The organism is Microvirga guangxiensis (assembly GCF_900102135.1).
Taxonomy (GTDB): Bacteria; Pseudomonadota; Alphaproteobacteria; order Rhizobiales; family Beijerinckiaceae; genus Microvirga; species Microvirga guangxiensis.
Window position 1 is genome coordinate 592,942 of the sequence record NZ_FMVJ01000003.1, and the last position, 21,850, is coordinate 614,791.

Sequence of the window (21,850 nt, forward strand, 5' to 3'; positions counted from 1 at the left end):
CTTGTTCTACCACCACAGGGCCGCGGCCTGACGGTCGCGTTCGCGCTGGGGTTGCTGCTGAGGCGTGTTGAGGGAATGATCGAGAGCCGTCAAGATGCGGCGCACCGATGTCTCAAATGGCAGGCCTGTCTTGTCACGGGGGCGGGAGAGCGTGAGCGGCAATTCGTCGAAGATGCGTCCGGGCTTGGGCTGCATGACGACAGCGCGATCCGCCAGCGTCACAGCCTCCTGCACATCGTGCGTCACGAGCACGACGGTGGGGCGCGTCTCTTCCCACAAGCCCAGTAGATGCTCGTGCAGGCTCGCGCGGGTGAAGGCGTCGAGGGCCGAGAAGGGTTCGTCGAGGAGCAGCACTTTCGGGTGGGTCACGAAGGCGCGGGCGATCGCCACGCGCTGCTGCTGTCCGCCGGAGAGGTCGCGCGGCCAGCGCCCGGCATGTTCCGAGAGCCCGATCTTTTCGAGCGCGTGCTCGACGCGGGCTTTCCGCTCAGTGGCGTTGATGTGATCGAGGCCGAAGGCGATGTTGTCGAAAACCGAAAGCCACGGCAGAAGACGCGGCTCCTGGAACACGATGCCGACGGAAGGATGCGGGCCGGAGAGCGCTTCGCCGTCGAGTTTGATCGCGCCTGCGCTCGCGCGGTCGAGCCCGGCGATGAGGCGCAGGAGCGTGGTCTTGCCGCAGCCCGAGCCGCCGATCAGCGAGACGATCTCGCCCTGCCGGACGAAGAGGTTGATGTCGGACAGCGCGCGCGTGCCGTCGGCATAGATCTTAGAGAGGTGTTCGAGTTCAAGCATCAGAGGCGCTCCCGCACGGTATCCTGCCAGCGCACGAGCGGGCGTGTCGAAAGAACGAGCAGGCTGTCGGCGAGCTTGCCGAGCAGGGCGAAGGCGATGATGGCCGCAAGGATCTGATCGGGCTTGCCCATCTGCTGACCATCGACGAGCAGATAGCCGAGGCCTTCCGATGCGCCCATGAACTCGGCCGCGACCACGAACATGAAGCCGAGGCCGAGCCCCGAGCGCAGCGCGATCACGGCTTCGGGCAGAACGGCCGGCAGCAGGATGCGCCTGGCGAGCTTGAAACGCGAGAGGCGGAACACGTGACCGACCTCCACGAGCTTGCGGTCGACGGAGAGGATCGCGCCCGCAATGCCGAGATAGACGGGAAAGAACACGCCGACTGCGATGAGCGCCACTTTCGAGGCCTCGAAAATCCCGAGCCAGAGAATGAAGAGCGGCACCCAGGCGATGGAGGGAATGGCCCGCAGCGCCTGCAGCGTGGGATCGAGCAAGCGGCGGAGCGTTTCGCTGGAGCCGGAGAGGGCGCCCAGCACGATGCCCGCAACCGCGCCGATGACGAAACCGACGACGACGCGCCAGAGCGTCATCCAGGTGTGGGTCCACAACTCGCCCGTTTCAGCGAGCGCGAGAAGCGTTGCAAAAATTCTGCTCGGTGGCGGGACGAGGCGGCCCTGCGCAAGCCCGAAGCGCACGGCGGCTTCCCAGAGAAGCGCGACGGCGATGGGCAATAAAAAGCCGAGAAGGATGCGCCAGTCGAAGGCGCGTCGCTTCTCGGCAAGGGAAGGGGCCGCGAGAGCGGCGGCACCCTGTTGGGAGGACCAGGCGGAAGCGGTAGTTGCGATTTCGCCTGACACGGCGCTCTCCCGTGGTGAAGTCATTACCGTGACGCAGTGGCAAATTGGCGGTCGATGAGGCCATCGACAATCGCCTTCACATCGGTATCCGCGGGCACCACGCCAGCCTGCTGAAGGGCGATGCCTGCGGCGAGGATCGTGTCGGCCTGCGGCTGGCCGATGGTGGAGTGCGTGAGCTCGGTCCGCTCCAGCTGACGGTCGATCACCGCGTCCGGCAGCTTGGTGTAGGTCGAGAGGGACTTCTTCAGCTCAGCCGGATTGGCGAGAGCATATTTGCGCGCCTCCTCATAGGCCTTCAGCACGCGGCCCACGAGAGCCGGATTGTCCTTTGCGAAGGTCTCCGACACGTTCAGCACGCCCCAGGTGTTCGCTTCCGCCTTGCGGTAGAACAGCTGCGCGCCGCTCTCCACTTCGGCCGCCGCCATCAGCGGATCGAGGCCGGCCCAGGCATCCACGTCGCCGCGCTCGAGAGCGGTGCGTCCATCCGGGTGCTGAAGCAGGACGAGCTTCACGTCCTTCTCGGTGAGCTTGGCGTCCTGCAGGGCACGCACGAGGAAGATGTGCGGATCGGTGCCGCGGGTCACGGCCACGCGCTTGCCCTTCAGGTCCTCGACCTTGGTGATGCCCGTGTCCTTGCGGGTGACAAGCGCGGTCCATTCAGGACGGGAATAGACGTAGATCGACTTGATCGGATTGCCGTTGATCTTGGCGATCAGGGCTGCGGCGCCTGCGGTGGAGCCGAAGTCGATGGAGCCTGCGTTGAGAAACTCGAGCGCCTTGTTGGAGCCGAGGGACTGCACCCAGCGAACCTTGATGCCGTCCTTCTCCAGTTCCTTCTCCAGGAAGCCCTTGTCCTTCAGGACGAGGCTCACCGGATTGTAGGTGGCGAAGTCGATCTTGATTTCCTTGGGCTGCGCAATGGCGCCATTGGCGAGAACTGTCAGGCCCGTGGCAACGGAAGCGGCGAGAAGGAGGCGGCGGGTCAGGCTCATCGTATCGGTCCCATGTTTGGCGCATGGGAGCTTGGGATCGAGATCCTGAGGCACCCGGCGCTTTAGCTGCACTTGTTTCGCGCCCGCAAGCTGCTAGCTCAAATCGGCGCGTGTTCTTTTTATGGAACGATCAGTTTCTTGTGTCAAACAAAATTTCTTATAAAGAACACTCTATCCGTCTTAACGGATAAGTCCACTTCGCCCTTGGAAGGATATGGCTCTTGGGGGGAAGGACCTGGGGTGATAAGCCAGAACCCTTGATCGACAATGGTTGTTCCATGCCGCTCCACACACCCGACGCCGTCCTGAAGGCCCTTGGTCCGAGGCCGATCCGCGATGCAGGAGAGCTGCGGGCGAAGCTCGTGCCTCAGCTCAAGCTCTACCTAGAGGAGAGCAGGGCCAAAGCGGAGCAGCAGCTTCTGGACACGCAGGACGGTCTCGTCTGCGCCAAGTATCTCTCCACTCACATGGATGACCTCGTGCGCCTCGTGCACGACGCGGTGGTGCGCCATCTCTATCCGGCGGAAAATCCGTCCTCGGGCGAGCGCATCGCCGTGGTGGCCACGGGCGGCTACGGGCGCGGAACGCTGGCCCCCGGCTCGGATGTCGATCTGCTCTTTCTTCTCCCCTACAAGCAGACGGCCTGGAGCGAGAGCGTCGTCGAGGCGATGCTTTACGTGTTGTGGGATCTCAAGCTGAAGGTCGGCCATGCCACCCGCTCCGTGGAGGATTGCATGCGCGAGGCGGGCGCGGACATGACGATCCGCACCTCGCTCCTCGAAGCGCGCTTTCTCTTCGGCGACCGCGCGCTGTTCGATGATCTCGTGCAGCGCTTCGACAGGGAGATCGTCGCGCCGTCGCCCGCCGAATTCGTGGACGCGAAATTGAAGGAGCGCGATGCGCGCGTGGCGAAGGCCGGTGCATCGCGGTATCTTGTCGAGCCGAACGTCAAGGACGGCAAGGGCGGGCTTCGCGATCTCAATACCCTCTTCTGGATCGGCAAATACGTCTATCAGGTGAAGAAGCCGAAGGAGCTCGTGAAGGCCGGTCTCTTCACGCCGGAGGAGTTCAAGCTCTTCCAACGCTGCGAGGAGTTTCTGTGGCGCGTGCGCTGCCACATGCATTTCGCAACCGGACGCGCGGAGGAGCGCCTCACCTTCGACCTGCAGCGCATCATCGCCGAACGCATCGGATACGCACCGCGCGGCGGCCTGTCGGGGGTCGAGCGCTTCATGAAGGCCTACTTCCTGATCGCCAAGGATGTGGGCGATCTCACCGCCATCGTCTGTTCCGAACTCGAAGCGCGCCAGACGAAGAAACGGCCGATGCTGGATCGCGTCCTGGGCCGGTTCCGCCGCCGCCGCGGCGGAGCCATCGAGGGCAACGATTTCGTCATCGACAACAACCGCATCAACGTGAAGAGCGAGGATGTTTTCGCGCAGGATCCCGTCAACCTCATCCGGTTGTTCTGGCTGGCCGACCGGCACAATCTCGCGATCCACCCCGACGCGTCGCGCCTTGCCACACGCTCTCTGAAGCTCATCGGCCAGAATCTGCGCAACGATGCGGAGGCGAACCGGCTTTTCCTCGACATCATCGCCTCCAAGAATGCACCGGAGGTGGTGCTGCGGCGCATGAACGAGGCCGGCGTGATCGGGCGCTTCATCCCCGATTTCGGCCGCATCGTCGCGATGATGCAGTTCAACATGTATCATCACTACACGGTGGACGAGCATCTCATCCGTTCCATCGGCGTGCTGACGGAAATCGAGGCCGGGCAGCTCGGCAACGAGCACCCGCTCGCCAACCAGATCTTCCACACGATCCAGAATCGCCGCGCGCTCTACGTCGCGGTGTTTTTGCACGACATCGCGAAGGGGAGGCCGCAGGATCACTCTATTGCGGGCGCATCCATCGCCCGCAAGCTCGGCCCGCGCTTCGGGTTGAAGGATGCCGAGACAGAGACCGTGGCATGGCTCGTGGAGCATCATCTGCTCATGTCCAACACGGCGCAGAGCCGCGACCTGTCCGATCCCGCCACCATCAAGAGCTTTGCGGAAGTGGTGCAGACCATGGAGCGCCTGAAGCTCCTTCTCGTGCTCACCGTCGCCGACATCAGGGCGGTCGGGCCGGGCACATGGACGGGCTGGAAAGGCCAGCTCCTGCGAACGCTCTATTACGAAACCGAAGTGCTGCTCGGCGGTGGCGCGGCCGATGTGGCACGCTCGGACCGCGTGCGCTTCGCACAGGAAGAGCTGCGCAAGGCGCTGCCCGATTGGTCCGACAAGGAGTTCGAGGATTATGCCGCCCGCCACACGCCCGCCTATTGGCTGAAGACCGATGAGGAGCGGCGACTGAAGCAGGCGCATTTCGTGCGCGATGCCGACAGGGCCGGGCGCACGGTCACCACGTCCTATGAGACCGATCACTTCCGCGGCGTGACCGAACTGACTATCCTCTCGCCCGATCATCCGCGCCTGCTCGCCATCGTCACCGGCGCCTGCGCGGCAGCGGGCGGCAACATCGTCGATGCGCAGATCTTCACGACGACGGACGGCATGGCGCTCGATACCATCGTGCTCTCGCGCGCCTTCGATCGGGACGAGGACGAGCTGCGCCGCGCGGAGCGTGTCGCCAAGGCCATCGAGCGGGCCTTGAAGGGCGAGGTGAAGATCGCGGATCTCGTGGAGAGCAGGAAGCCGTCGAAAACATCCTCCAAGGCGTTTCATGTGCCGCCCGAGGTCAATATCGACAATTCCCTCTCGAGCCGGCAGACCGTCATCGAGATCTCGGGGCTGGACCGGCCGGGCCTTCTCTACGACCTCACCACCGCTCTTGGAAAACTCAACCTCAACATCGCCTCCGCCCATATCGTCACCTTCGGCGAAAAGGCTGTGGACGTGTTCTATGTAACGGACCTGACGGGCACGAAGGTGACCCATGCGGGACGCCAGGCCACGATCCGGCGGACCCTGCTGGAAGTGTTCAAGACCAACGAAGCGGAGCCGTTACAGCGGCGAAGCGCTTGATTTGTGAGCGCTTCGCCCTGATATGTGGCCTGACCCTTTCCCTATCTTTAGCGGATCGACATGAACCCGAACGACACGGACAACCAGAACACCAATCCCCAGGCCGAGACCGCCAATGGCGCCGACAACCAGGCCGCCGCTGAGACTCAGGCCGATCCGGTGGCCGTTCTCGAAGCCGAGAAGGCCGATCTGAAGGATAAGCTCCTGCGACTGATGGCGGACATGGAAAACCTCCGTCGCCGCACGGAGCGTGAGATAGCGGACGCGCGCGCCTACGGGGTCGCCAATTTCGCCCGCGACATGCTGAATGTGGCCGACAACGTGCGCCGCGCCATCGAGAGCGTGCCGGAGGATGCGAAAGCCGCTGCCGAGGGCGCTTTCAAGGGCCTTATCGAGGGCATCGACCTCACCGAGCGCGATCTTCTCAACACCCTTGAGCGCCACGGCGTGAAGAAGCTCGAGCCGCAGGGCCAGAAGTTCGATCCCAACGTGCATCAGGCCATGTTCGAGGTGCCGAACCCGGACGTGCCGAACGGCACGGTCGTGCAGGTGGTCCAGTCCGGGTTCGTGATCGGCGACCGCGTATTGCGTCCGGCCCTCGTGGGCGTCGCCAAGGGCGGCCCCAAGGCTCCGGCCAATGGCGAGACGGCTGACAACCCCTCTTCGGCCTCCTGAGGCTTTTCTCCGGCAACACCCTGAAAGCTCGCCGCGCCCCAGGCGCGGCGGCAAAGGATGGCCAGATCCTTCCTGTCCGGAGGGCTTGCGCTCTAGAAAGCCGTCTCGATCCCGTCGGCGATGGCGCGGAAGCGTGGGAGGTTCTGGTCCCGCTGCTCCTCGCGGGTCAGGCCGACCATCCGCACGTAGCGGTTCCCATCGAAGCGGATCGACTGCATCACCACGATAGGCTGGCCCGATTCGGCCTCCACGGCCTTGGCCACGATCTCGTGCCAGTCCTGGCCCTTCAGGCGGAAGGACTCGGAGCGTTCGATCCGGATATTCTTGAGCACCTGATTGGCGTAGAGCGCGGCCTGCGCGAATTGCTTGCGCCGCTCCCCGGGAGGCGGCGGGGGCTGAAGGGAAGATGCCAGGATCATCATCGGCTGTTCCATGGCCTTGACCGCGTCCTTCGGCCCATCCGTGAACAGCACGGAATTGCCCGCCATCACCCGCACGGGCCTGAAGCCGGCCTTCTCGCCGATCTGGAAGGGCAAGGCCGAGAGCTGCTCTTCGAGGGAGACGTTCTGGCGCACGGCCACGCTCTTCAGGGCGTCGCGGATCTGCGCGTCGCTGTAGCCGTCCTGGCCGCCCTGCACCTGCGCCACCACGAGGCCGGTCATGGTCTCGTCCTTGACCAGAAGGAGCCACTTGCGCCCCATCTCCTTCGTCATCGTTGTGCTGACGAGGATGCCCGTCTTGGAGCCGAGCTTCACATTCTCCCGTGACTTCATCTCCAGACCCTGCTTCCTCAGCACCTCCTTGGTGAGGCCGGAGGAGAGCTGCTTGAAGGCCTCGGCGGGCATCTCCGCGAAGGTGATCGCGGCAGCGCGCTCCTCGCTTTCGAAGCCGCTGAAGCGCTTGGACAGGGTCATTTCCTGCGGGGGTACCAGGCCAAGGCGCGAGGCCGGCGGAAAGACCGGCTCGGCGGCAAAGGCCGCCTGGACGGATAGAACCAAGCCGAATGCTGCAGCGGAAAGAGCTTTCATGGATGCCCCTTGAGCGTTTTCATCGTCATCAAGGCTAAAGCGGCTTCTCCACCTTGCGCAAGGTGAGATTGAGCCGCCCTGCATGCGACAGCAGGTCCGAGGAGTGGGGGATCAGCCGGTCGATGCCGTGATGGATCAGGCGGGCAGGGCCCCCGAACACGATCGCGTCGCCGGATTTGAGCCTGACGGAGCGGGTGGGGTTCTTCCGCTCCAGCCCGCCGTAGCGAAACAGGGCCGTATCGCCCAGGGAGAGAGAGACGACGGGCGCGTCGAACTCCGCCTCATCCTTGTCCTGATGCAGGCCCATGCGGGCCTTAAGATCATAGTAATTGATCAGGCAGGCATCGGGCGGATGCGGATAGCCGCTCAGCTCTTTCCATGCCTGCAACGCCTGGGCCGGCATGGCAGGCCAAGGCCTGCCCGTCTCCGGGTGAGTCGGCTGGTAGCGGTAGCCGTCGGTATCGGAGACCCATCCGAGCCGCCCGCAATTCGTCATGCGTACGGAGAAGGGTTTTCCCGTGCGCGGCATGCGCGGCGTGAAGAGGGGCGCAGCCTTCGTGATCTCGCGCACCGATTGCAGCAGCTGCTCCTGCGCGGGGCGGTCCAGGTAATCCGGGTAATAGGTCAGGCCGGGGGCGAGGGTGATGGCAGTCATGAAAAGCGCTACCTCATCCCCTCCCCCTTGTGGGGAGGGCTAGGGTGGGGGTGTGAGCGCTGAACCAGACCAGCTTAACGCCGACACCCCGCCTCCATCTCCTCCCCGCAAGGGGGAGGAGGGTTCATGTCGTGCTGGGTTACCCCTCCAGCACCTTCTTGTCGGCGACCGTGGTGTCGGCGTTGAGCTTGTAGACCAGCGGGATGCCGGTCGCGAGCTCGAGTCCGGGAATCGTCTCCGAGGTCAGGCCGTCGAGCACCATCACGAGGGCGCGAAGCGAATTGCCGTGAGCGGCCACGAGCACGCGCTCGCCGCGCATGACGCGGGGCAGGATCTCGCGGATGTAATAGGGCAGCACGCGGGCCACCGTATCCTTCAGGCTCTCGCCACCGGGAGGAGGAACGTCATACGACCGACGCCAGATATGCACCTGCTCCTCGCCCCAGCGGGTGCGGGCGTCGTCCTTGTTGAGGCCGGACAGATCGCCGTAATCGCGCTCGTTGAGAGCCTGATCGGCGATGGTCTTCAGGTCCGGCTGGCCGATCTCTTCCAGGATCAGCTTGCAGGTGCGCTGGGCGCGGGAGAGGTCCGAGGTGTAGGCCACGTCGAACTGCACGCCCATCTCCTTCAGGCGGCGGCCCGCATTGCGCGCCTCCTCGATGCCGAGATCGGTCAGGCCCGGATCCTTCCAGCCGGTGAACAGGTTTTTCAGGTTCCACTCGCTCTGGCCGTGGCGGGCAAGCACAAGAAGGCGATCCATGTCTTTAGCGTCTCCGTGATCGTTCTAGAGGTCGTTGAGGCCGAGCACGTCGGCCATGGTGTAGTAACCGGGTTTCTTGTCGAAGCCCCAGAGCGCCGCTCTCACCGCGCCGCGCGCGAAGATGCTGCGGTCCTCGGCGCGGTGGCCCAGTTCGAGGCGCTCGCCCTGTCCGGCGAAGATCACCGAATGCTCGCCGACCACCGAGCCGCCGCGCAGGGTCGCAAAGCCGATATCGCCGGGACTGCGCGCGCCGGTATGCCCGTCGCGGCTGCGTACGGAACGCTCTTTCAGAGAAATCTCGCGCCCTTCCGCAGCGGCCTCGCCGAGCAGCAGCGCGGTGCCGGAGGGCGCATCCACCTTCATGCGGTGATGCATTTCGAGAATCTCGATGTCGAAATCCTCGTCCAGGGTCGCCGCCACCTTGCGCACGAGGCCCGCGAGCAGGTTCACGCCGAGCGACATGTTGCCGGATTGAACGATGCGCGCATGGCGCGCCGCCGCTTCCAGCTTGGCGAAGTCGTCGTCCTGCAGCCCCGTCGTGCCGATCACGTGCACGATGCGGGCCTGAGCCGAAAGGGCCGCAAAGGCCACCGTCGCGGCAGGGGAGGTGAAGTCGAGGACGCCGTCGGCCTGGGCGAAAACGGGCAAGGGATCATCCGTCACGCTCACGCCGAGCGGGGAGAGACCCGCGAGAATGCCCGCATCCTGGCCGAGCACCGCCGAGCCCTCGCGCTCGATGGCGCCCACGAGGCGGCAGCCGCCGCTTTCCGCGACGGCTTTGATGAGCATGCGCCCCATGCGTCCGGCCGCACCGACCACGACAAGTCGCATTTCGCTCATGCTCGATCTCCTGTTGTTCCAGGCGCTGGGTATAGCGGCTCAGGGGGTGACTGAGAAGCGCAGCCTGTCAACGCGTCATGGCCGGTCTTGTCCCGGTACGACGAGACTCAGCCCGGCTGCGGGCCCTCGTAGCCTTCGATGATGATGATGTCGGCCAGCGCATGGCCGTCCCGCTCGGCTTTGGCCGCCTGGTATTCGGGCGAGTCCCAGCAGGCGGTGGCGGCCTCATAGGAGGGGAACTCGATGACCACGTTGCGCGCCCGCGCTTCGCCTTCCGCCACGCGATACTGCCCGCCGCGCACCAGAAACTTCGCGCCGAACTTGGAAAACGCAGCCGCATTGGCCTTCACGTAGTTCTGGTAGGCATCCGGATTCGAGACGTCGACCCGGCCGATCCAATAAGCCTTCGCCATTATTCCGCTCCTTCGACCAGCACGAATTCCGCCTCGCAGGCTCCGTCGCGCTTGGCCTTGGCGGCCTGATATTCGGGGGAGTTGTAATAGGTGCGGGCCTGCTCGACGGAGTCGAACTCGATCACCACATTGCGGGCGCGGGCTTCGCCTTCCAGGGCCTCATAGGCACCGCCGCGCACCAGCGGTCGTCCGCCATATTGCTTGATCGCCGCCGTCGCGCCCTTGGCATATTCCGCATAGGCTTCGGGGTTCGTGACGGTGACGCGGGCGATGACATAGCCTTTGGGCATGAAGGGCTCCTCTCGAAATGGGTGTGCAGCGAACCCCGGTGGGCGCGATGCGTCAAGCTCTACGTTGGCTGCGGAGCGGATTTGAGCGGCACGCCATCCTTGAAGGTGGTGATGCCGTCGGTGGCAAGGCCGAAGACTGCTCCGTCGCTGCCGTATGCAGGCTCGATGGACCTCAACGCCTTGGGGTCGGGAAGCGTGAAGCGCTTTATCTTCAGGCTCTGTGAGCCGAACATCAGGCAGAAACCCGCGGTGTCGTCGGTGGCGTAACGGACAGGATGAAAGTACGGCTCGATGAGGCGGAAGCTCTTCGGGTCCGCCTTTGGAACGGGCGTGTAGGGGCCCCACAGGCAGAACACGTGGTTCCTGTCTTTGAAAAACGACCCGCCGATATGCTCGACTGAATCCCTGTCGATCTCGGACATGATCGCCGCGCCGCGAAAGAAATGGTCCTTGTCCCGGCCCGTGTCGTCCGTGAGGGCCTCGAAGCTCGCTGGATCGCAGGGAACGCGACGACGCGTTTCGAGGCGGCATCCCTCGTCCGTGAGCACCATCGCCGTCTCCTCCTCTTCGCCGGGAGGAAATTCGGCGGGCACATAGGCTTGCCTCACCTGCTCGATCCAGTCGCTCTCACTGCCTTCGATCGGCACGCGCGTGATGGAGAGCACTTTCTTGAGTTTCGCCGGATTGGCGGCCAGAGGCTCTTCCTGAGTCATGAAGCCGCCCGTCAGGCTCTCGAAGATGAAGCGCTGATGATCGTCCGTTGCCAGAGCAAGCCATGGAAGCGGATGCTTCAGAAGCCTGAAGGATGCCGCATCCGTTTTCACGAGTTTCGCGCCATAGGCATAAACGGCCTTGCTGTCCTTGTAGAGAAGACCGGGCAGCACGCAGCTCAATGTGCCGGGATCGGCTTCGAACCGCGACGTGCCCCACAAGGCGTGGTCCCTGTCCACGGCGACAGGGCCTTTGGCTCCGATCGTGCGGAAGGATGCGGCGTCAACCTGTCGGGCCGGACCGGTGAAGGCGAAGAAGACATTCTGGTTCGAGACGAGATAACGGCTGCTCAAGACGATCTCACGCATGGAATGGACGCGAACTTGTAACCCAGTCTCGAACGGTTGGAAACGAGGCTTGGCCGTTTCAGGCCGCAGCGCTTTCCTGCGCGATGCATTGCGCAGGAAAGCGGAATTATCCGCCGGGGCGGATTACGGCTCCAGGATGGCGGGCAGGTCGGCCAGGAGGCCGTCGCGGGCGCGGAAGCTCGCCACGCCTTTTTCCTTCTTTTCGTCTCGGATCAGGCGAACGAAGAGTATCTTCCTCTCGCCCTTCTGCGCCCAGCCGACAAACCATCCGAACTGCCGGTTGCGGTCGAAGGCGCCGTCTCGTGTCGGTTGGAAGCCGGTGCCGGTCTTGCCATAGGCCGTCCAGCCGTCGGGGAGGGGAAAGGCCGGCATGATCGTGAGCGTCATGTCCTGGGCTCGGGCTGAGACCGGCAGCTCGCGCTTGAGAAGCTTGCTCAGGAAGTCGATCTGCTCGAGGGGCGAGATCTGGAGCGACGATGCACTCAGCCATGAACGGGTAAGACCGTTGTTCTTCCCCTTGTCGCCGCTGACATCGTGGTTGCCGTAATCGAAGGCATCGACATAGCGTTTGAAGCGCTCTTGTCCCAAGTGGCCCGTCAGGACGAGCGAATACCAGAGCACGGAGTCCTTCAGCCATGTCCGAGGCGTCGTGGTCTTTTTCCAGGCCTCGTTCCAAGTCTTGTATTCAGGCTTGTAGGGCCATGCAGGCTCATCCTCGCCGGTGAAGATGCCCGCATCATAGCCCATGAGGCTCAAAGGAACCTTGAAGGTGGAAGCAGGATTCAGGCGGCGCTTGCAATTGCCTTCCTGCTTCAGAACACGTCCCGTCTCGAATTCGGTGACCAACGTGCAAGTATCGGCCAGGGCCTGTCCGCCGGCGAAGAGAAACTCGCACAGCAGAACAAGTCGCAAGACACGCATGGAGAACTCCTAGAGGAGGGAATCAGGCCTTGGCGATCTCGTCGACGATGGCCTCTGCCACTGCGCGCGGATCGTCAGCCTTCACGATGGGACGCGCGACGACGAGGTGATTGGCGCCCAGGCGAATGCCTTCGGCCGGCGTGACGATGCGCTTCTGATCGCCCGCATCCGCGCCTGCGGGACGGATGCCCGGCGTCACGATGAGACGGTTGCGGCCGACGATGGTGCGCACGGCTTGCGCCTCCGTCGCCGCGCAGACGATGCCGTCGATGCCGATGTCGCGCGCCTGCTCCGCGCGCTTGGCGACGAGCTCCGCCGCTGCAACGGGCGCGTAACCTGCATCGATGAGATCGTTGTCATCGTAGGAAGTGAGGACGGTGACCGCGAGGATCTTCAAATCCGATCCGGCTTTTCCGGCAACGGCGGCGCGCATGGTCTGCGGATAGGCGTGAACGGTGAGAAAGGTCACGCCCATGCGCGCGATGGAGCGCACGCCCTCTTCCACCGTGTTGCCGATGTCGTGGAGCTTGAGATCGAGAAAGACCTTCTTGCCCTGGCCGATCAGCTCGCGCGCGAATTCGAAGCCGCCCGCATAGGCCAGCTGATAACCGATCTTGTAGAAGGTGCCGGCATCGCCGATGCGCGATACGATGGAGCGCGCTTCATCGACGGTTGGAACGTCGAGGCCGATGATGAGCCTGTCGCGAATGTCTCCTCCTGAAACGGGCTTCGGAGAGGAAGACGAAGGCTGGCTCATGGATTCTTGGCCTTGTTGTAAACCCAGACGCGGGCAGGGGGGAGATTGCGCCAGATGCGGTTGGACGCTTTGGCTCTGTAATCTTTCGAGCGAGCCGGAATCGGCGGCACGACGGCGTAGGTGAACTGGACGAAGGGCGCGTTCGGATGCATCAGCTCCTGCGCCGTCTCCAGCAGATCCAGGCGATGGTCCATGGGCTTGGTGAAGAGCGGCAGGCTCGACACGGTGGCGGCCGCCGGTTCCTTCAGGATGCCGGACAGGGTTTCCTTGAGATCGTAGGCATCGCCCTGAACGATCGTCGCCTTCGGGAAGCGGCGCTTCAGGAGCTGGCAGAATTCGGGGTTGAACTCCACAAGGATCAGCCGCTCCTGCTCGACCCCGCGCCGGATCAGCGCGTCGGTCACCGGGCCAGTGCCGGGACCCAGCTCGACGATGGGCCCCGGAATGCGGGGATCGACATAGGACGCCATGGTCCGCGCCAGAACCTTGCCCGAAGGGGTCACGGCGCCGATGGTCAGAGGGCGTTCGAGCCAGGAGCGGAGGAACCGCGCCTCGTCCTGAAAGCGATCTTTCTTGACAGGGAGTTTCCGGGTCGTGGGCCGTTGGAACGACTGAAGCACTGGGAAGATCCCTCAAGCGGGCGGATCACAAAGGCTGTTTAGAACTCAATGGAAACGACCGTCAAGTTAACTTGATCCGCCGAGGCCATCGAGAAATTCCCGGAAACGCGAGAAGAAGCCCGAGCTTTCAGGATGGTTTTCCTTGGAGCACTCCTTGTCGAACTCTTCCAGAAGCTCGCGCTGGCGCTTGGTGAGCTTCTGCGGGGTTTCCACAACAACCTGGATATAGAGGTCGCCCACGTCGCGGGAGCGCAGCACCGGCATGCCTTTGCCCCTGAGGCGGAACTGCTTGCCGGTCTGGGTTCCCTCGGGAACCTTCACCAGCGCCTCGGTGCCGCCTAGGGTCGGCACGTTGAACTCGCCGCCGATGGCGGCCGTCACCATCGAGATCGGCACGCGGCAGAACAGGTCGGCCCCGTCGCGCTGGAAGAACGGATGGGGTTTCAGGGACAGGAAGATGTAGAGATCGCCCGGAGGCCCGCCGCGCAGGCCCGCTTCGCCCTCGCCCGCAAGGCGAATGCGCGTCCCGTCCTCGACGCCCGCCGGAATGTTGACGGAGAGCGTGCGCTCGCGGGTGACGCGGCCCGCGCCGCCGCAGGAGGCGCAGGGATCGTCGATCACCTCGCCGCGCCCATGGCAGTTCGGGCAGGTGCGCTCGATGGAGAAGAAGCCCTGGGTGGCGCGTACACGTCCGGCGCCCGCGCAGGTAGGGCAGGTCTTCGGCTTCGAACCGGGCTTGGCGCCGGAGCCGGAGCAGCCTTCGCAGGTGATGGAGGTGGGGATTTTCAGTTCGGCGGTCTTGCCGTGGAAGGCCTCGTCGAGGCTGATCTCGAGATTGTAGCGCATGTCCGCGCCGCGCTCGCGCCCGCTCGATGAGCGCCCGCGTCCGCGCCCGCCCGCATCGCCGAAGAAATTCTCGAAGATGTCCGACATGAAGTCGGAGAAATCGCCGTTGAAGCCGGGCCCGCCCGGTCCGCCGCCATTGGCGAAGGCCGCATGGCCGTAGCGGTCGTAGGCCGCGCGCTTCTGACCGTCGGAGAGGGTCTGGTAGGCCTCGTTGATTTCCTTGAACTTGACTTCCGCCTCGTGATCGCCCGGGTTGCGGTCCGGATGATACTGCATCGCGAGCTTGCGGAAAGCGGATTTCATCTCCGCCTCAGACGCGGTCTTCGCGACGCCGAGAACCTCGTAGTAATCGCGCTTGGACATGTCAGGCGCCCCTCGGAGCGACGATGCGCTCCGTCATGCTGCCGATCGGACCCTGGCGCTTGGATGCATCATGTTGAACGGTCGATGGATCGGTCATTGTTGTTTCAAACCATTTCACGAAAACGGCACCCGGCCATGAAACCGGGTGCCGAATTCGTCAGAGAATGCGCATATTTTTAGGCGCGCTTCTTCTTGTCTTCGTCGTCGACTTCCTGGAAGTCGGCGTCGATGACGTCGTCCTTCTGGGCATTGTCTTCGCCCGAAGCCTGCTCGCCGCCTTCGCCAGCATTGGCTTGCGCGGCATACATGGCTTCGCCGAGCTTCATGGAAGCCTGCATCAGGTCCGTGGTGCGGGCCTTGATGACTTCCGGATCCTCACCGGCCAGCGCCTGCTTGAGCGCGTCGATGGCGGTGGTGATGCCCTGCTTGTCGGACTCGGAGACCTTGTCGCCGTACTCGGTGAGCGACTTCTCCGTGGCGTGAACGAGGCTTTCGCCCTGGTTCTTCGCCTCCACGAGCTCGCGGCGCTTCTTGTCTTCCTCGGCGTGAGCCTCGGCGTCCTTCACCATCTTCTCGATGTCGGCATCCGACAGACCGCCGGAAGCCTGGATGCGGATCTGGTGCTCCTTGCCGGTGGCCTTGTCCTTCGCGGTGACGTTCACGATGCCGTTCGCGTCGATGTCGAAGGTCACCTCGATCTGCGGCACGCCGCGCGGTGCCGGCGGAATGCCCATGAGGTCGAACTGGCCGAGCAGCTTGTTGTCCGCCGCCATTTCGCGCTCGCCCTGGAAGACGCGGATGGTCACCGCGTTCTGGTTGTCTTCCGCGGTCGAGAAGACCTGGCTCTTCTTCGTCGGGATCGTGGTGTTGCGCTCGATCAGACGGGTGAACACGCCGCCGAGTGTCTCGATGCCCAGCGAGAGCGGAGTCACGTCGAGAAGCAGAACGTCCTTCACGTCGCCCTGGAGCACGCCCGCCTGGATCGCCGCGCCGATGGCCACGACCTCATCCGGGTTCACGCCCTTGTGGGGTTCCTTGCCGAAGAAGTTCTTCACCACTTCCTGGATCTTGGGCATGCGGGTCATGCCGCCGACCAGAACCACCTCGTCGATGTCGCCGGGCGAGATGCCGGCGTCCTTGAGGGCCTTGCGGCAGGGCTCGATGGTTCTTTGCACGAGATCGTCCACGAGCTGCTCGAACTTGGCGCGCGAGAGCTTGAGGGCGAGGTGCTTCGGACCGGAAGCGTCAGCCGTGATGTAGGGCAGGTTGATTTCGGTCTGCGAGGTCGAGGACAGCTCGATCTTCGCCTTCTCGGCGGCTTCCTTCAGGCGCTGAAGGGCGAGCTTGTCCTTCGTCAGGTCGATGCCCTGCTCCTTCTTGAACTCGGCCGCGAGGTATTCGACGAGGCGCATGTCGAAGTCTTCACCGCCGAGGAAGGTGTCGCCGTTGGTGGACTTCACCTCGAACACGCCGTCGCCGATCTCGAGCACGGACACGTCGAAGGTGCCGCCGCCGAGGTCGTAGACCGCGATCATGCCGGACTGCTTCTTGTCGAGGCCGTAGGCCAGGGCCGCGGCAGTCGGCTCGTTGATGATGCGCAGGACCTCGAGGCCGGCGATCTTGCCCGCGTCCTTGGTGGCCTGACGCTGAGCGTCGTTGAAGTAGGCGGGAACCGTGATGACGGCCTGCGTCACCGGCTGGCCGAGATAGGCCTCCGCGGTTTCCTTCATCTTCTGGAGGGTGAAGGCGGAGATCTGGGAAGGCGAGTAGGTCTTGCCGTCCGCCTCGACCCAGGCGTCGTTATTGCCGCCCTTCACGATGTGATACGGAACGAGGCCCATGTCCTTCTTGGTCATGGGGTCGTCGAAGGTGCGCCCGATCAGGCGCTTGATGGCGAAGATGGTGCGCGACGGGTTCGTGACCGCCTGGCGCTTGGCCGGCTGGCCGACGAGGCGCTCGCCGTCGTCGGTAAAGGCCACGATGGACGGGGTCGTCCGGGTGCCTTCCGCGTTTTCGATAACTTTGGGCGTCGAGCCTTCCATGACTGCGACGCAGGAATTGGTGGTGCCGAGGTCGATACCAATGACCTTACCCATGGCGGGATCCCTCACTTTCAAGCAGACCGCCGCACCCCGAAGCGGCGCGGCCCATGGCTGATACGTTGATGACTAAAACAGGCTCACCCCAGCCCGGGGCTCCCTGTTGGCGCTGATATAAGAAGGGGTTTGAAGCGCTGCAAGACGATCTTGGAAGCTAGTTGGCTTCAATTCATGGGAGTGGGACCCTGTTGCAGCTATACAATAGGGGGGAAAGACAGGGCTGGGTTGCGATTTGGGTCAGCCGCAGCCTGGCCCGGGCCCGCCAAGCCCGATGATGGGAAGCAGCTGGTCGCCTTTGAAGCGATCGGCCAGCTCCCGTTCCCGCGCTTCGATCTGCTCAGCCGTGGGCGAGCAGTCCTCGCATTCCTTGAACCTGAACGGAACCGTCTCTGGAACTTCCGATGGCTCGGGGGCGGCCTCGCGGCCAAAAAGGCAACTCAAGGGCGGCCAGGACGAAAGATCGTGCCAGAGCTTCTGGGTAGGCTTTCCCATGACAACCTCCTCTCATCCGAGAGAACGTTCTTGTGCATGAGGATAACACGAACCGCCGGAATGTACGATGGCTCTATGCGGCCTCGCTCCGGCCATCGACCGGGCTGAGCGTCCGAGCCCAAACCGTGTTCCGGAGCCGTGCTTATGCTATAATGAGGGTTCTCATGTGACCTGTGTTGGGGGCGAGGAACACCAGAGGAGGAGTTCCATGAAAGCGCTTCTGCTCTCTGTCGCATTGGTCGCGTTTTCCGGGGCTGCCTGGGCCCAGGACACCCAGCAGCTCCAGGAGCCTGTCGTCGTTCAATCCGAAAAGCTGTCCTGGACGCCCAACCGCTCCCTGCCCAAGGGGGTGGTGAGCACAAGCCTGCTCGGCGAGTCCAACAAGCCGGGAATCTATGTGCGCCGGCACAAATTCCCGGCCAATTACCGCATCCCGCCGCATACTCATCCGGACATGGAGATGGTGACCGTCATCAGCGGAAGCCTCGGGGTGGCCAAGGGAGAGAAGTACAGCATGGAGCCGGCTGCCATGCTGACGGCGGGGGGCTTCTTCGCCATGCCGGCAAAGACCACGCACGTGGTCTGGACGGGGCCTGAGGAAACCGTCATCGAAGTGCACAGCACCTCTCCGACCAATATCGATTACGCCAATCCCGCCGACGATCCGCGCAAGGCACAGTGAAGCCTTCGTCCGGCAACTGCGGACCCGCGAGGGTCCGCAGTTTCCTGTTCGACGCAATGAGCTCCTGCTGCTTTCTTGCAATAAAGAAAAGGAGGGGGAGGGGCCGGCCTGCTATATCAGAACAATATTCTGTAAGATGCTTGGCGATCGATCGAGGATTGAAGGCATCTTCATGAAAGGCCCGCGCCTACCCCGAATAGATATACCCATGGGCTATGTTCCAGTTGCAGCCGCATTCGCCATAATCACGGTTGTGATGCTTGTTGCTGCAATCCGTTGCGCGCGATCGAATGATCGAGAGCAGTTTTGGATAAGACTTGTGGGCACGGTCCCATTTATTGCCGGCCTAGCCTTTGTCTTGTGGAAGGCTTTATTTTCTCATGAGCCTTAGGCTCTATCCTTGATCAATCCGCTTCCGATGGACTAGTCGCTTGCCTGCCCGGCCTCCCAGCCCAGGATCGCCTGTTTGCGGGTGAGGCCCCAATGGTAGCCGGTGAGCGCGCCGGAGCGGCCGAGGACACGGTGGCAGGGAACCACGAAGGAGATTGGGTTCTTGCCCACCGCCGCGCCCACGGCCCGGCAGGCGGCGGGCTTGCCGATATGGCGGGCGATGTCGGAATAGGTGGTGGCCTTGTCGCGGGGAATGCGCAGCAGGGTCTGCCAGACGCGCACCTCGAAATCGGTGCCAATGAGCACGACCCGCAGGGGCTGCTCAGCCTGCCATTGGGTGGGGTTGAAGATGCGTTGTGCGAGCGGCGCGGTGGCGGATGTGTCCTCCACATAATGCGCCCTGGGCCAGCGGCGGGTCATATCCGCAAGCGCCGCCTCCCTGTCCCCGTCATCCACGAAGCCGAGGCCCGCAAGCCCCCGCTCCGTCGCAACCAGGATCGCCTCGCCGAAGGGGGAGGGGTGAAAGCCGTAGCGCATGGTGAGGCCCAAGCCTCCCGCCTTGTAGTCGCCTGGAGTCATAGCCTCGTGCGTCACGAACAGGTCGTGCAGCCGGGCGGGGCCCGAGAGCCCGACCTCATAGGTGGCGTCGAGTACGCTGGCGGAATCCGCCAGCAGCGCCTTGGCATTGTCGAGGGTGATCGCCTGCAGGAAGGCTTTGGGCGAGAGCCCCGACCAGCGCCGGAAGAGGTGATGCACATGGGTGGTCGAGAGCCCCACATGATCGGCAATGGCCTCCAGCGAAGGCTGCTCGCGCCAGCGCTCCGAGATGAACGCGATGATCCGGCGCACCCGCTCATAATCGGTATGAGGCTCCTCCGGCAGTGTAAGCTCGCTGGGTTCGATGGTGATGTCGCGCAAGGTGTCGAGCATGGCATGTTCCTCTTGTGCGCACTCTAGGCGGTCCCAGCAGGAGGCGACACCCGATTTCTGTGATGTTTCGGAAGCGAGCCGGAAAGATGCGCAGCGCGTGTTCCCCTCCCCCTTGCGGGGAGGGGCAGGGGTGGGGGTGGTCTGACGGGGTGAGCGGCTGAACCAGTCATGTCATCCCCGGCGAGCGCCAGCGAGGGAAGGGGATCCGTAGCGCAGTGCGTGTGGGTGGATTCCCTTCCCCTCCGCTGCGCTCCGGCCGGGAATGACACTGTAGATCTGTCGTGCGGTCTGGATGCCTGCTGCGCTCCGACTGTCCGACCCCCACCCTCCATCCCTCCCCGCAAGGGGGAGGGAACACGCGCTCTTTGCGAGTCAGCGACTGCGAGCAGCACCTATGCTTTCACCGATGCTCGTGCCCGCATTGGCTGTGATCGGCCAGAACCTGGATCACGCGGCATTCGCCGACGCGGCCATGGCTGCATTCTTCGACCATGTGTCGCAGCTCGGCGCGCAGGGCCGTCAGCTGCTCGATGCGCCTTTCCACCTCCGCCATGTGCCTGCGGGCGATCCGGTCGGCCTCGGCGCAGGATTGATCCGGCTTTTCGCTGAGCTCCAGCAGCTCGCGGATGGCCTCGACTTCGAAGCCGAGCTCCCGCGCATGGCGGATGAAGTTGAGGCGGGAGACCTCGTCGGCTCCGTAGCGCCTCTGTTTTCCCTCAGTCCTCGGAGCCAAGGGCATGAGGCCGATCTGCTCGTAATAGCGGATGGTTGGCACCTTCACGCCGGTGCGCCGGGACAATTCTCCGATGGACAGCATTTTGCTCTTGAACCTCTAGTCGCTAGAGATTGTAGGCTCCTCTCACCATCAAGCAAAGAGGATTCGCGATGGCAGAGGCCTGCTGCTCCAACCATGATCACGGTCATTCCCACGCACACCATTCTCACGGCTCAAAGACGCCGCAGGAAGCCGCGGATTCTTGCGGCTGCCAGGGCGGCGTGCCGGTCTTCGACGGCGTCGATCCGCGCTACAAGCGGGTGCTCTGGACCGTGATCGCGCTCAACGGGGCGATGTTCGTGACCGAGATGGTGGCCGGGCGCCTTGCGGGATCGCAGGCCCTGCAGGCGGATGCGCTCGACTTCCTGGGAGATACCGTCACCTACGGTCTGAGCCTTGCGGTGATCGGAATGAGCCTGCGCACGCGCGCCACGGCGGCCTTGTTCAAGGGGCTGTCGTTGAGCCTGATGTCGCTCTGGGTCTTCGGCTCGACACTCTATCAGACCCTCATCCTCGGCGTGCCGCAGGCTGGGCTCATGGGCGGCATCGGTCTTCTGGCGCTCGCCGCCAATCTGGCGTCGGTGCTGCTGCTCATGCGCTACAAGGACGGTGACGCCAATGTGCGCTCGGTCTGGCTCTGCTCCCGCAACGATGCCATCGGCAACGTGGTGGTGATGATCGCCGCGCTCGGCGTGTGGGGCACCGCCACCGCATGGCCCGATCTCATCGTGGCGGCCCTGATGGCCGGCCTGTTCCTCACCTCCTCGGTGCAGATCCTGAGGCAGGCTTGGATGGAATACAGGACCGGAGGAGCAGAACCCCTGGCCCACTCGCACGCGGCGCGATAGTCCCGCCTCTGCGATGGACCGGGCGTCCGCCTTGTCCTGCGAGGCTGGCTCACAAAGGATGCACCGTGCGCTTCCCTCCCCCTTGCGGGGAGGGGTTAGGGGTGGGGGTCGAACAGTCAGAGCGCTGCGGCTGCTCTAGTGAACATGACGGCCCTACAGCGTCCCCTCTCCCGGGTGGGAGAGGGGCAGGGGTGAGGGACTGCCCTCTCCGGACAAGGCTCGACCTCACTCTGCCCGCAAGACGTGATCAGCGCTTCACTGGTGTGAGGTCTCACCCGGTCGGTCGACCCCCACCCCTTCCCCTCCCCGCAAGGGGGAGGGAACACGCGCCTTGTCCTCCGAGGCTCCTTGGCTGGTTGAGGCGGATGCAATGTTCTTACTTTGTTCTTGACTTCTGTCCTAAGCTCGGCCATAGTGTGGCGGTCTGCTTCTCGCGAGGGACGCGCCCGAGGCGTCGGTGGCGGAAAGCAGAGGCGGCTCTGAGATGCCGGCGGTCTCGCACCCGCCGGCCTCAGCGATCCGAGCGGGGAGGAAGAGGCGCTGAGCCTGATCGGGCAGGCTGCGTCGACGCTCCCCCAGCCTCGCCGGGTCTGGAGCACGCTCTCCAGCCCCGCGTGCCCAGCCACGCCGTACCGCGTCTCTGAGGGTTCGTCCCTGATGGCGCCGGAGTGCCGAGGCCGGATGGTGACGAAGCCGCGCGCGGGAGGCGTT

The 21,850-nt window shown here is 63.9% G+C and carries 22 protein-coding genes and 1 riboswitch; of the genes, 4 read left to right on the forward strand and 18 right to left on the reverse strand.

What is annotated here, in order from left to right:
* Positions 1 to 6 precede the first annotated feature (6 nt).
* From BLP10_RS06290 to BLP10_RS06300, 3 genes are all read right to left on the reverse strand, one after another.
* Entirely contained in the window at positions 7 to 795 is a 789-nt protein-coding gene (locus BLP10_RS06290) for an ABC transporter ATP-binding protein (protein WP_091131857.1), read from the reverse strand.
* Complete coding sequence (locus BLP10_RS06295; protein WP_244510422.1) at positions 795 to 1,547, reverse strand: ABC transporter permease; 753 nt, start codon at positions 1,545 to 1,547, stop codon at positions 795 to 797. Before BLP10_RS06295 ends, BLP10_RS06290 begins: the two co-directional genes overlap by 1 nt.
* Before the next feature lie 131 nt (positions 1,548 to 1,678).
* A complete protein-coding gene (locus tag BLP10_RS06300) occupies positions 1,679 to 2,647 on the reverse strand; it encodes an aliphatic sulfonate ABC transporter substrate-binding protein (protein ID WP_091131864.1) in 969 nt (322 codons plus the stop codon).
* Between the two features lie 42 nt (positions 2,648 to 2,689).
* A riboswitch (SAM riboswitch) is annotated at positions 2,690 to 2,767 on the reverse strand.
* Positions 2,768 to 2,925: 158 nt separating this feature from the next.
* On the opposite strand from BLP10_RS06300, the gene BLP10_RS06305 reads away from it, so the two are divergent.
* Both BLP10_RS06305 and grpE read left to right on the forward strand, forming a co-directional pair.
* Entirely contained in the window at positions 2,926 to 5,676 is a 2,751-nt protein-coding gene (locus BLP10_RS06305; RefSeq protein ID WP_091131868.1) for a [protein-PII] uridylyltransferase, read from the forward strand.
* A 60-nt stretch (positions 5,677 to 5,736) separates the two neighbouring features.
* A complete protein-coding gene (grpE, locus tag BLP10_RS06310) occupies positions 5,737 to 6,351 on the forward strand; it encodes a nucleotide exchange factor GrpE (RefSeq protein WP_091131872.1) in 615 nt (204 codons plus the stop codon).
* 92 nt (positions 6,352 to 6,443) lie between these two features.
* Here the strand turns inward: grpE and BLP10_RS06315 are convergent, their stop codons facing one another.
* The 13 genes from BLP10_RS06315 to BLP10_RS06375 form a co-directional block, all read right to left on the reverse strand.
* Positions 6,444 to 7,379, reverse strand: a complete 936-nt coding sequence (locus tag BLP10_RS06315) for a hypothetical protein (RefSeq protein ID WP_091131875.1) — start codon at positions 7,377 to 7,379, stop codon at positions 6,444 to 6,446.
* Between the two features lie 34 nt (positions 7,380 to 7,413).
* Positions 7,414 to 8,034: an alpha-ketoglutarate-dependent dioxygenase AlkB gene (locus tag BLP10_RS06320; protein ID WP_091131879.1), complete on the reverse strand. Its 621-nt coding sequence runs from the start codon at positions 8,032 to 8,034 to the stop codon at positions 7,414 to 7,416.
* Between the two features lie 139 nt (positions 8,035 to 8,173).
* Positions 8,174 to 8,794: a 2,3-bisphosphoglycerate-dependent phosphoglycerate mutase gene (locus BLP10_RS06325; RefSeq protein ID WP_091131882.1), complete on the reverse strand. Its 621-nt coding sequence runs from the start codon at positions 8,792 to 8,794 to the stop codon at positions 8,174 to 8,176.
* Between the two features lie 24 nt (positions 8,795 to 8,818).
* Positions 8,819 to 9,625 (reverse strand): 4-hydroxy-tetrahydrodipicolinate reductase, encoded by an 807-nt coding sequence (dapB, locus tag BLP10_RS06330; protein WP_091132160.1) that lies wholly within the window; start codon positions 9,623 to 9,625, stop codon positions 8,819 to 8,821.
* A gap of 116 nt (positions 9,626 to 9,741) precedes the next feature.
* Positions 9,742 to 10,047 carry a DUF1330 domain-containing protein gene (locus tag BLP10_RS06335; RefSeq protein ID WP_091131886.1) on the reverse strand — a complete coding sequence of 102 codons (306 nt, stop codon included), beginning with the start codon at positions 10,045 to 10,047 and terminating at the stop codon, positions 9,742 to 9,744.
* Positions 10,047 to 10,337, reverse strand: a complete 291-nt coding sequence (locus BLP10_RS06340; protein WP_091131890.1) for a DUF1330 domain-containing protein — start codon at positions 10,335 to 10,337, stop codon at positions 10,047 to 10,049. Before BLP10_RS06340 ends, BLP10_RS06335 begins: the two co-directional genes overlap by 1 nt.
* A gap of 59 nt (positions 10,338 to 10,396) precedes the next feature.
* On the reverse strand, positions 10,397 to 11,416 hold the full coding sequence (locus BLP10_RS06345; protein ID WP_091131894.1) for a DKNYY domain-containing protein: 1,020 nt from the start codon (positions 11,414 to 11,416) through the stop codon (positions 10,397 to 10,399).
* 123 nt (positions 11,417 to 11,539) lie between these two features.
* On the reverse strand, positions 11,540 to 12,337 hold the full coding sequence (gene blaOXA / locus BLP10_RS06350; RefSeq protein ID WP_091131897.1) for a class D beta-lactamase: 798 nt from the start codon (positions 12,335 to 12,337) through the stop codon (positions 11,540 to 11,542).
* Between the two features lie 22 nt (positions 12,338 to 12,359).
* Positions 12,360 to 13,094, reverse strand: coding sequence for an orotidine-5'-phosphate decarboxylase (gene pyrF / locus BLP10_RS06355; RefSeq protein ID WP_091131901.1), 735 nt, complete (start codon positions 13,092 to 13,094; stop codon positions 12,360 to 12,362).
* Positions 13,091 to 13,714 (reverse strand): class I SAM-dependent methyltransferase, encoded by a 624-nt coding sequence (locus tag BLP10_RS06360; protein ID WP_091131904.1) that lies wholly within the window; start codon positions 13,712 to 13,714, stop codon positions 13,091 to 13,093. Before BLP10_RS06360 ends, pyrF begins: the two co-directional genes overlap by 4 nt.
* 66 nt (positions 13,715 to 13,780) lie before the next feature.
* The gene (gene dnaJ / locus BLP10_RS06365) at positions 13,781 to 14,923 is read right to left on the reverse strand and encodes a molecular chaperone DnaJ (protein ID WP_091131908.1); all 1,143 of its coding nucleotides are present in this window, start codon (positions 14,921 to 14,923) and stop codon (positions 13,781 to 13,783) included.
* A 176-nt stretch (positions 14,924 to 15,099) separates the two neighbouring features.
* Positions 15,100 to 17,019 carry a molecular chaperone DnaK gene (dnaK, locus tag BLP10_RS06370; RefSeq protein WP_091131911.1) on the reverse strand — a complete coding sequence of 640 codons (1,920 nt, stop codon included), beginning with the start codon at positions 17,017 to 17,019 and terminating at the stop codon, positions 15,100 to 15,102.
* A 240-nt stretch (positions 17,020 to 17,259) separates the two neighbouring features.
* Positions 17,260 to 17,514, reverse strand: coding sequence for a hypothetical protein (locus BLP10_RS06375; RefSeq protein WP_091131919.1), 255 nt, complete (start codon positions 17,512 to 17,514; stop codon positions 17,260 to 17,262).
* A 208-nt stretch (positions 17,515 to 17,722) separates the two neighbouring features.
* Between BLP10_RS06375 and BLP10_RS06380 the strand changes: the two genes are divergently transcribed.
* Positions 17,723 to 18,196, forward strand: a complete 474-nt coding sequence (locus BLP10_RS06380) for a cupin domain-containing protein (RefSeq protein WP_091131923.1) — start codon at positions 17,723 to 17,725, stop codon at positions 18,194 to 18,196.
* A 423-nt stretch (positions 18,197 to 18,619) separates the two neighbouring features.
* Here the strand turns inward: BLP10_RS06380 and BLP10_RS06385 are convergent, their stop codons facing one another.
* Both BLP10_RS06385 and BLP10_RS06390 read right to left on the reverse strand, forming a co-directional pair.
* On the reverse strand, positions 18,620 to 19,516 hold the full coding sequence (locus BLP10_RS06385; protein WP_091131928.1) for a methylated-DNA--[protein]-cysteine S-methyltransferase: 897 nt from the start codon (positions 19,514 to 19,516) through the stop codon (positions 18,620 to 18,622).
* Between the two features lie 400 nt (positions 19,517 to 19,916).
* Entirely contained in the window at positions 19,917 to 20,333 is a 417-nt protein-coding gene (locus tag BLP10_RS06390) for a MerR family transcriptional regulator (RefSeq protein WP_091131932.1), read from the reverse strand.
* Positions 20,334 to 20,401: 68 nt separating this feature from the next.
* Here BLP10_RS06390 and BLP10_RS06395 point away from each other — a divergent pair, with 68 nt between their 5' ends.
* The gene (locus tag BLP10_RS06395; protein ID WP_091131936.1) at positions 20,402 to 21,139 is read left to right on the forward strand and encodes a cation efflux transmembrane domain-containing protein; all 738 of its coding nucleotides are present in this window, start codon (positions 20,402 to 20,404) and stop codon (positions 21,137 to 21,139) included.
* Positions 21,140 to 21,850 lie beyond the last annotated feature (711 nt).

Bases quoted from the DNA above. Each gene is read 5' to 3' on its own strand.
- BLP10_RS06290 (WP_091131857.1), bottom strand. From the start codon at position 795: ATGCTTGAACTCGAACACCTCTCTAAGATCTATGCCGACGGCACGCGC.
- BLP10_RS06300 (WP_091131864.1), bottom strand. From the start codon at position 2,647: ATGAGCCTGACCCGCCGCCTCCTTCTCGCCGCTTCCGTTGCCACGGGC.
- BLP10_RS06305 (WP_091131868.1), top strand. From the start codon at position 2,926: ATGCCGCTCCACACACCCGACGCCGTCCTGAAGGCCCTTGGTCCGAGG.
- grpE (WP_091131872.1), top strand. From the start codon at position 5,737: ATGAACCCGAACGACACGGACAACCAGAACACCAATCCCCAGGCCGAG.
- BLP10_RS06315 (WP_091131875.1), bottom strand. From the start codon at position 7,379: ATGAAAGCTCTTTCCGCTGCAGCATTCGGCTTGGTTCTATCCGTCCAG.
- BLP10_RS06320 (WP_091131879.1), bottom strand. From the start codon at position 8,034: ATGACTGCCATCACCCTCGCCCCCGGCCTGACCTATTACCCGGATTAC.
- BLP10_RS06325 (WP_091131882.1), bottom strand. From the start codon at position 8,794: ATGGATCGCCTTCTTGTGCTTGCCCGCCACGGCCAGAGCGAGTGGAAC.
- dapB (WP_091132160.1), bottom strand. From the start codon at position 9,625: ATGCGACTTGTCGTGGTCGGTGCGGCCGGACGCATGGGGCGCATGCTC.
- BLP10_RS06335 (WP_091131886.1), bottom strand. From the start codon at position 10,047: ATGGCGAAGGCTTATTGGATCGGCCGGGTCGACGTCTCGAATCCGGAT.
- BLP10_RS06340 (WP_091131890.1), bottom strand. From the start codon at position 10,337: ATGCCCAAAGGCTATGTCATCGCCCGCGTCACCGTCACGAACCCCGAA.
- BLP10_RS06345 (WP_091131894.1), bottom strand. From the start codon at position 11,416: ATGCGTGAGATCGTCTTGAGCAGCCGTTATCTCGTCTCGAACCAGAAT.
- blaOXA (WP_091131897.1), bottom strand. From the start codon at position 12,337: ATGCGTGTCTTGCGACTTGTTCTGCTGTGCGAGTTTCTCTTCGCCGGC.
- pyrF (WP_091131901.1), bottom strand. From the start codon at position 13,094: ATGAGCCAGCCTTCGTCTTCCTCTCCGAAGCCCGTTTCAGGAGGAGAC.
- dnaJ (WP_091131908.1), bottom strand. From the start codon at position 14,923: ATGTCCAAGCGCGATTACTACGAGGTTCTCGGCGTCGCGAAGACCGCG.
- dnaK (WP_091131911.1), bottom strand. From the start codon at position 17,019: ATGGGTAAGGTCATTGGTATCGACCTCGGCACCACCAATTCCTGCGTC.
- BLP10_RS06375 (WP_091131919.1), bottom strand. From the start codon at position 17,514: ATGGGAAAGCCTACCCAGAAGCTCTGGCACGATCTTTCGTCCTGGCCG.
- BLP10_RS06380 (WP_091131923.1), top strand. From the start codon at position 17,723: ATGAAAGCGCTTCTGCTCTCTGTCGCATTGGTCGCGTTTTCCGGGGCT.
- BLP10_RS06385 (WP_091131928.1), bottom strand. From the start codon at position 19,516: ATGCTCGACACCTTGCGCGACATCACCATCGAACCCAGCGAGCTTACA.
- BLP10_RS06390 (WP_091131932.1), bottom strand. From the start codon at position 20,333: ATGCTGTCCATCGGAGAATTGTCCCGGCGCACCGGCGTGAAGGTGCCA.
- BLP10_RS06395 (WP_091131936.1), top strand. From the start codon at position 20,402: ATGGCAGAGGCCTGCTGCTCCAACCATGATCACGGTCATTCCCACGCA.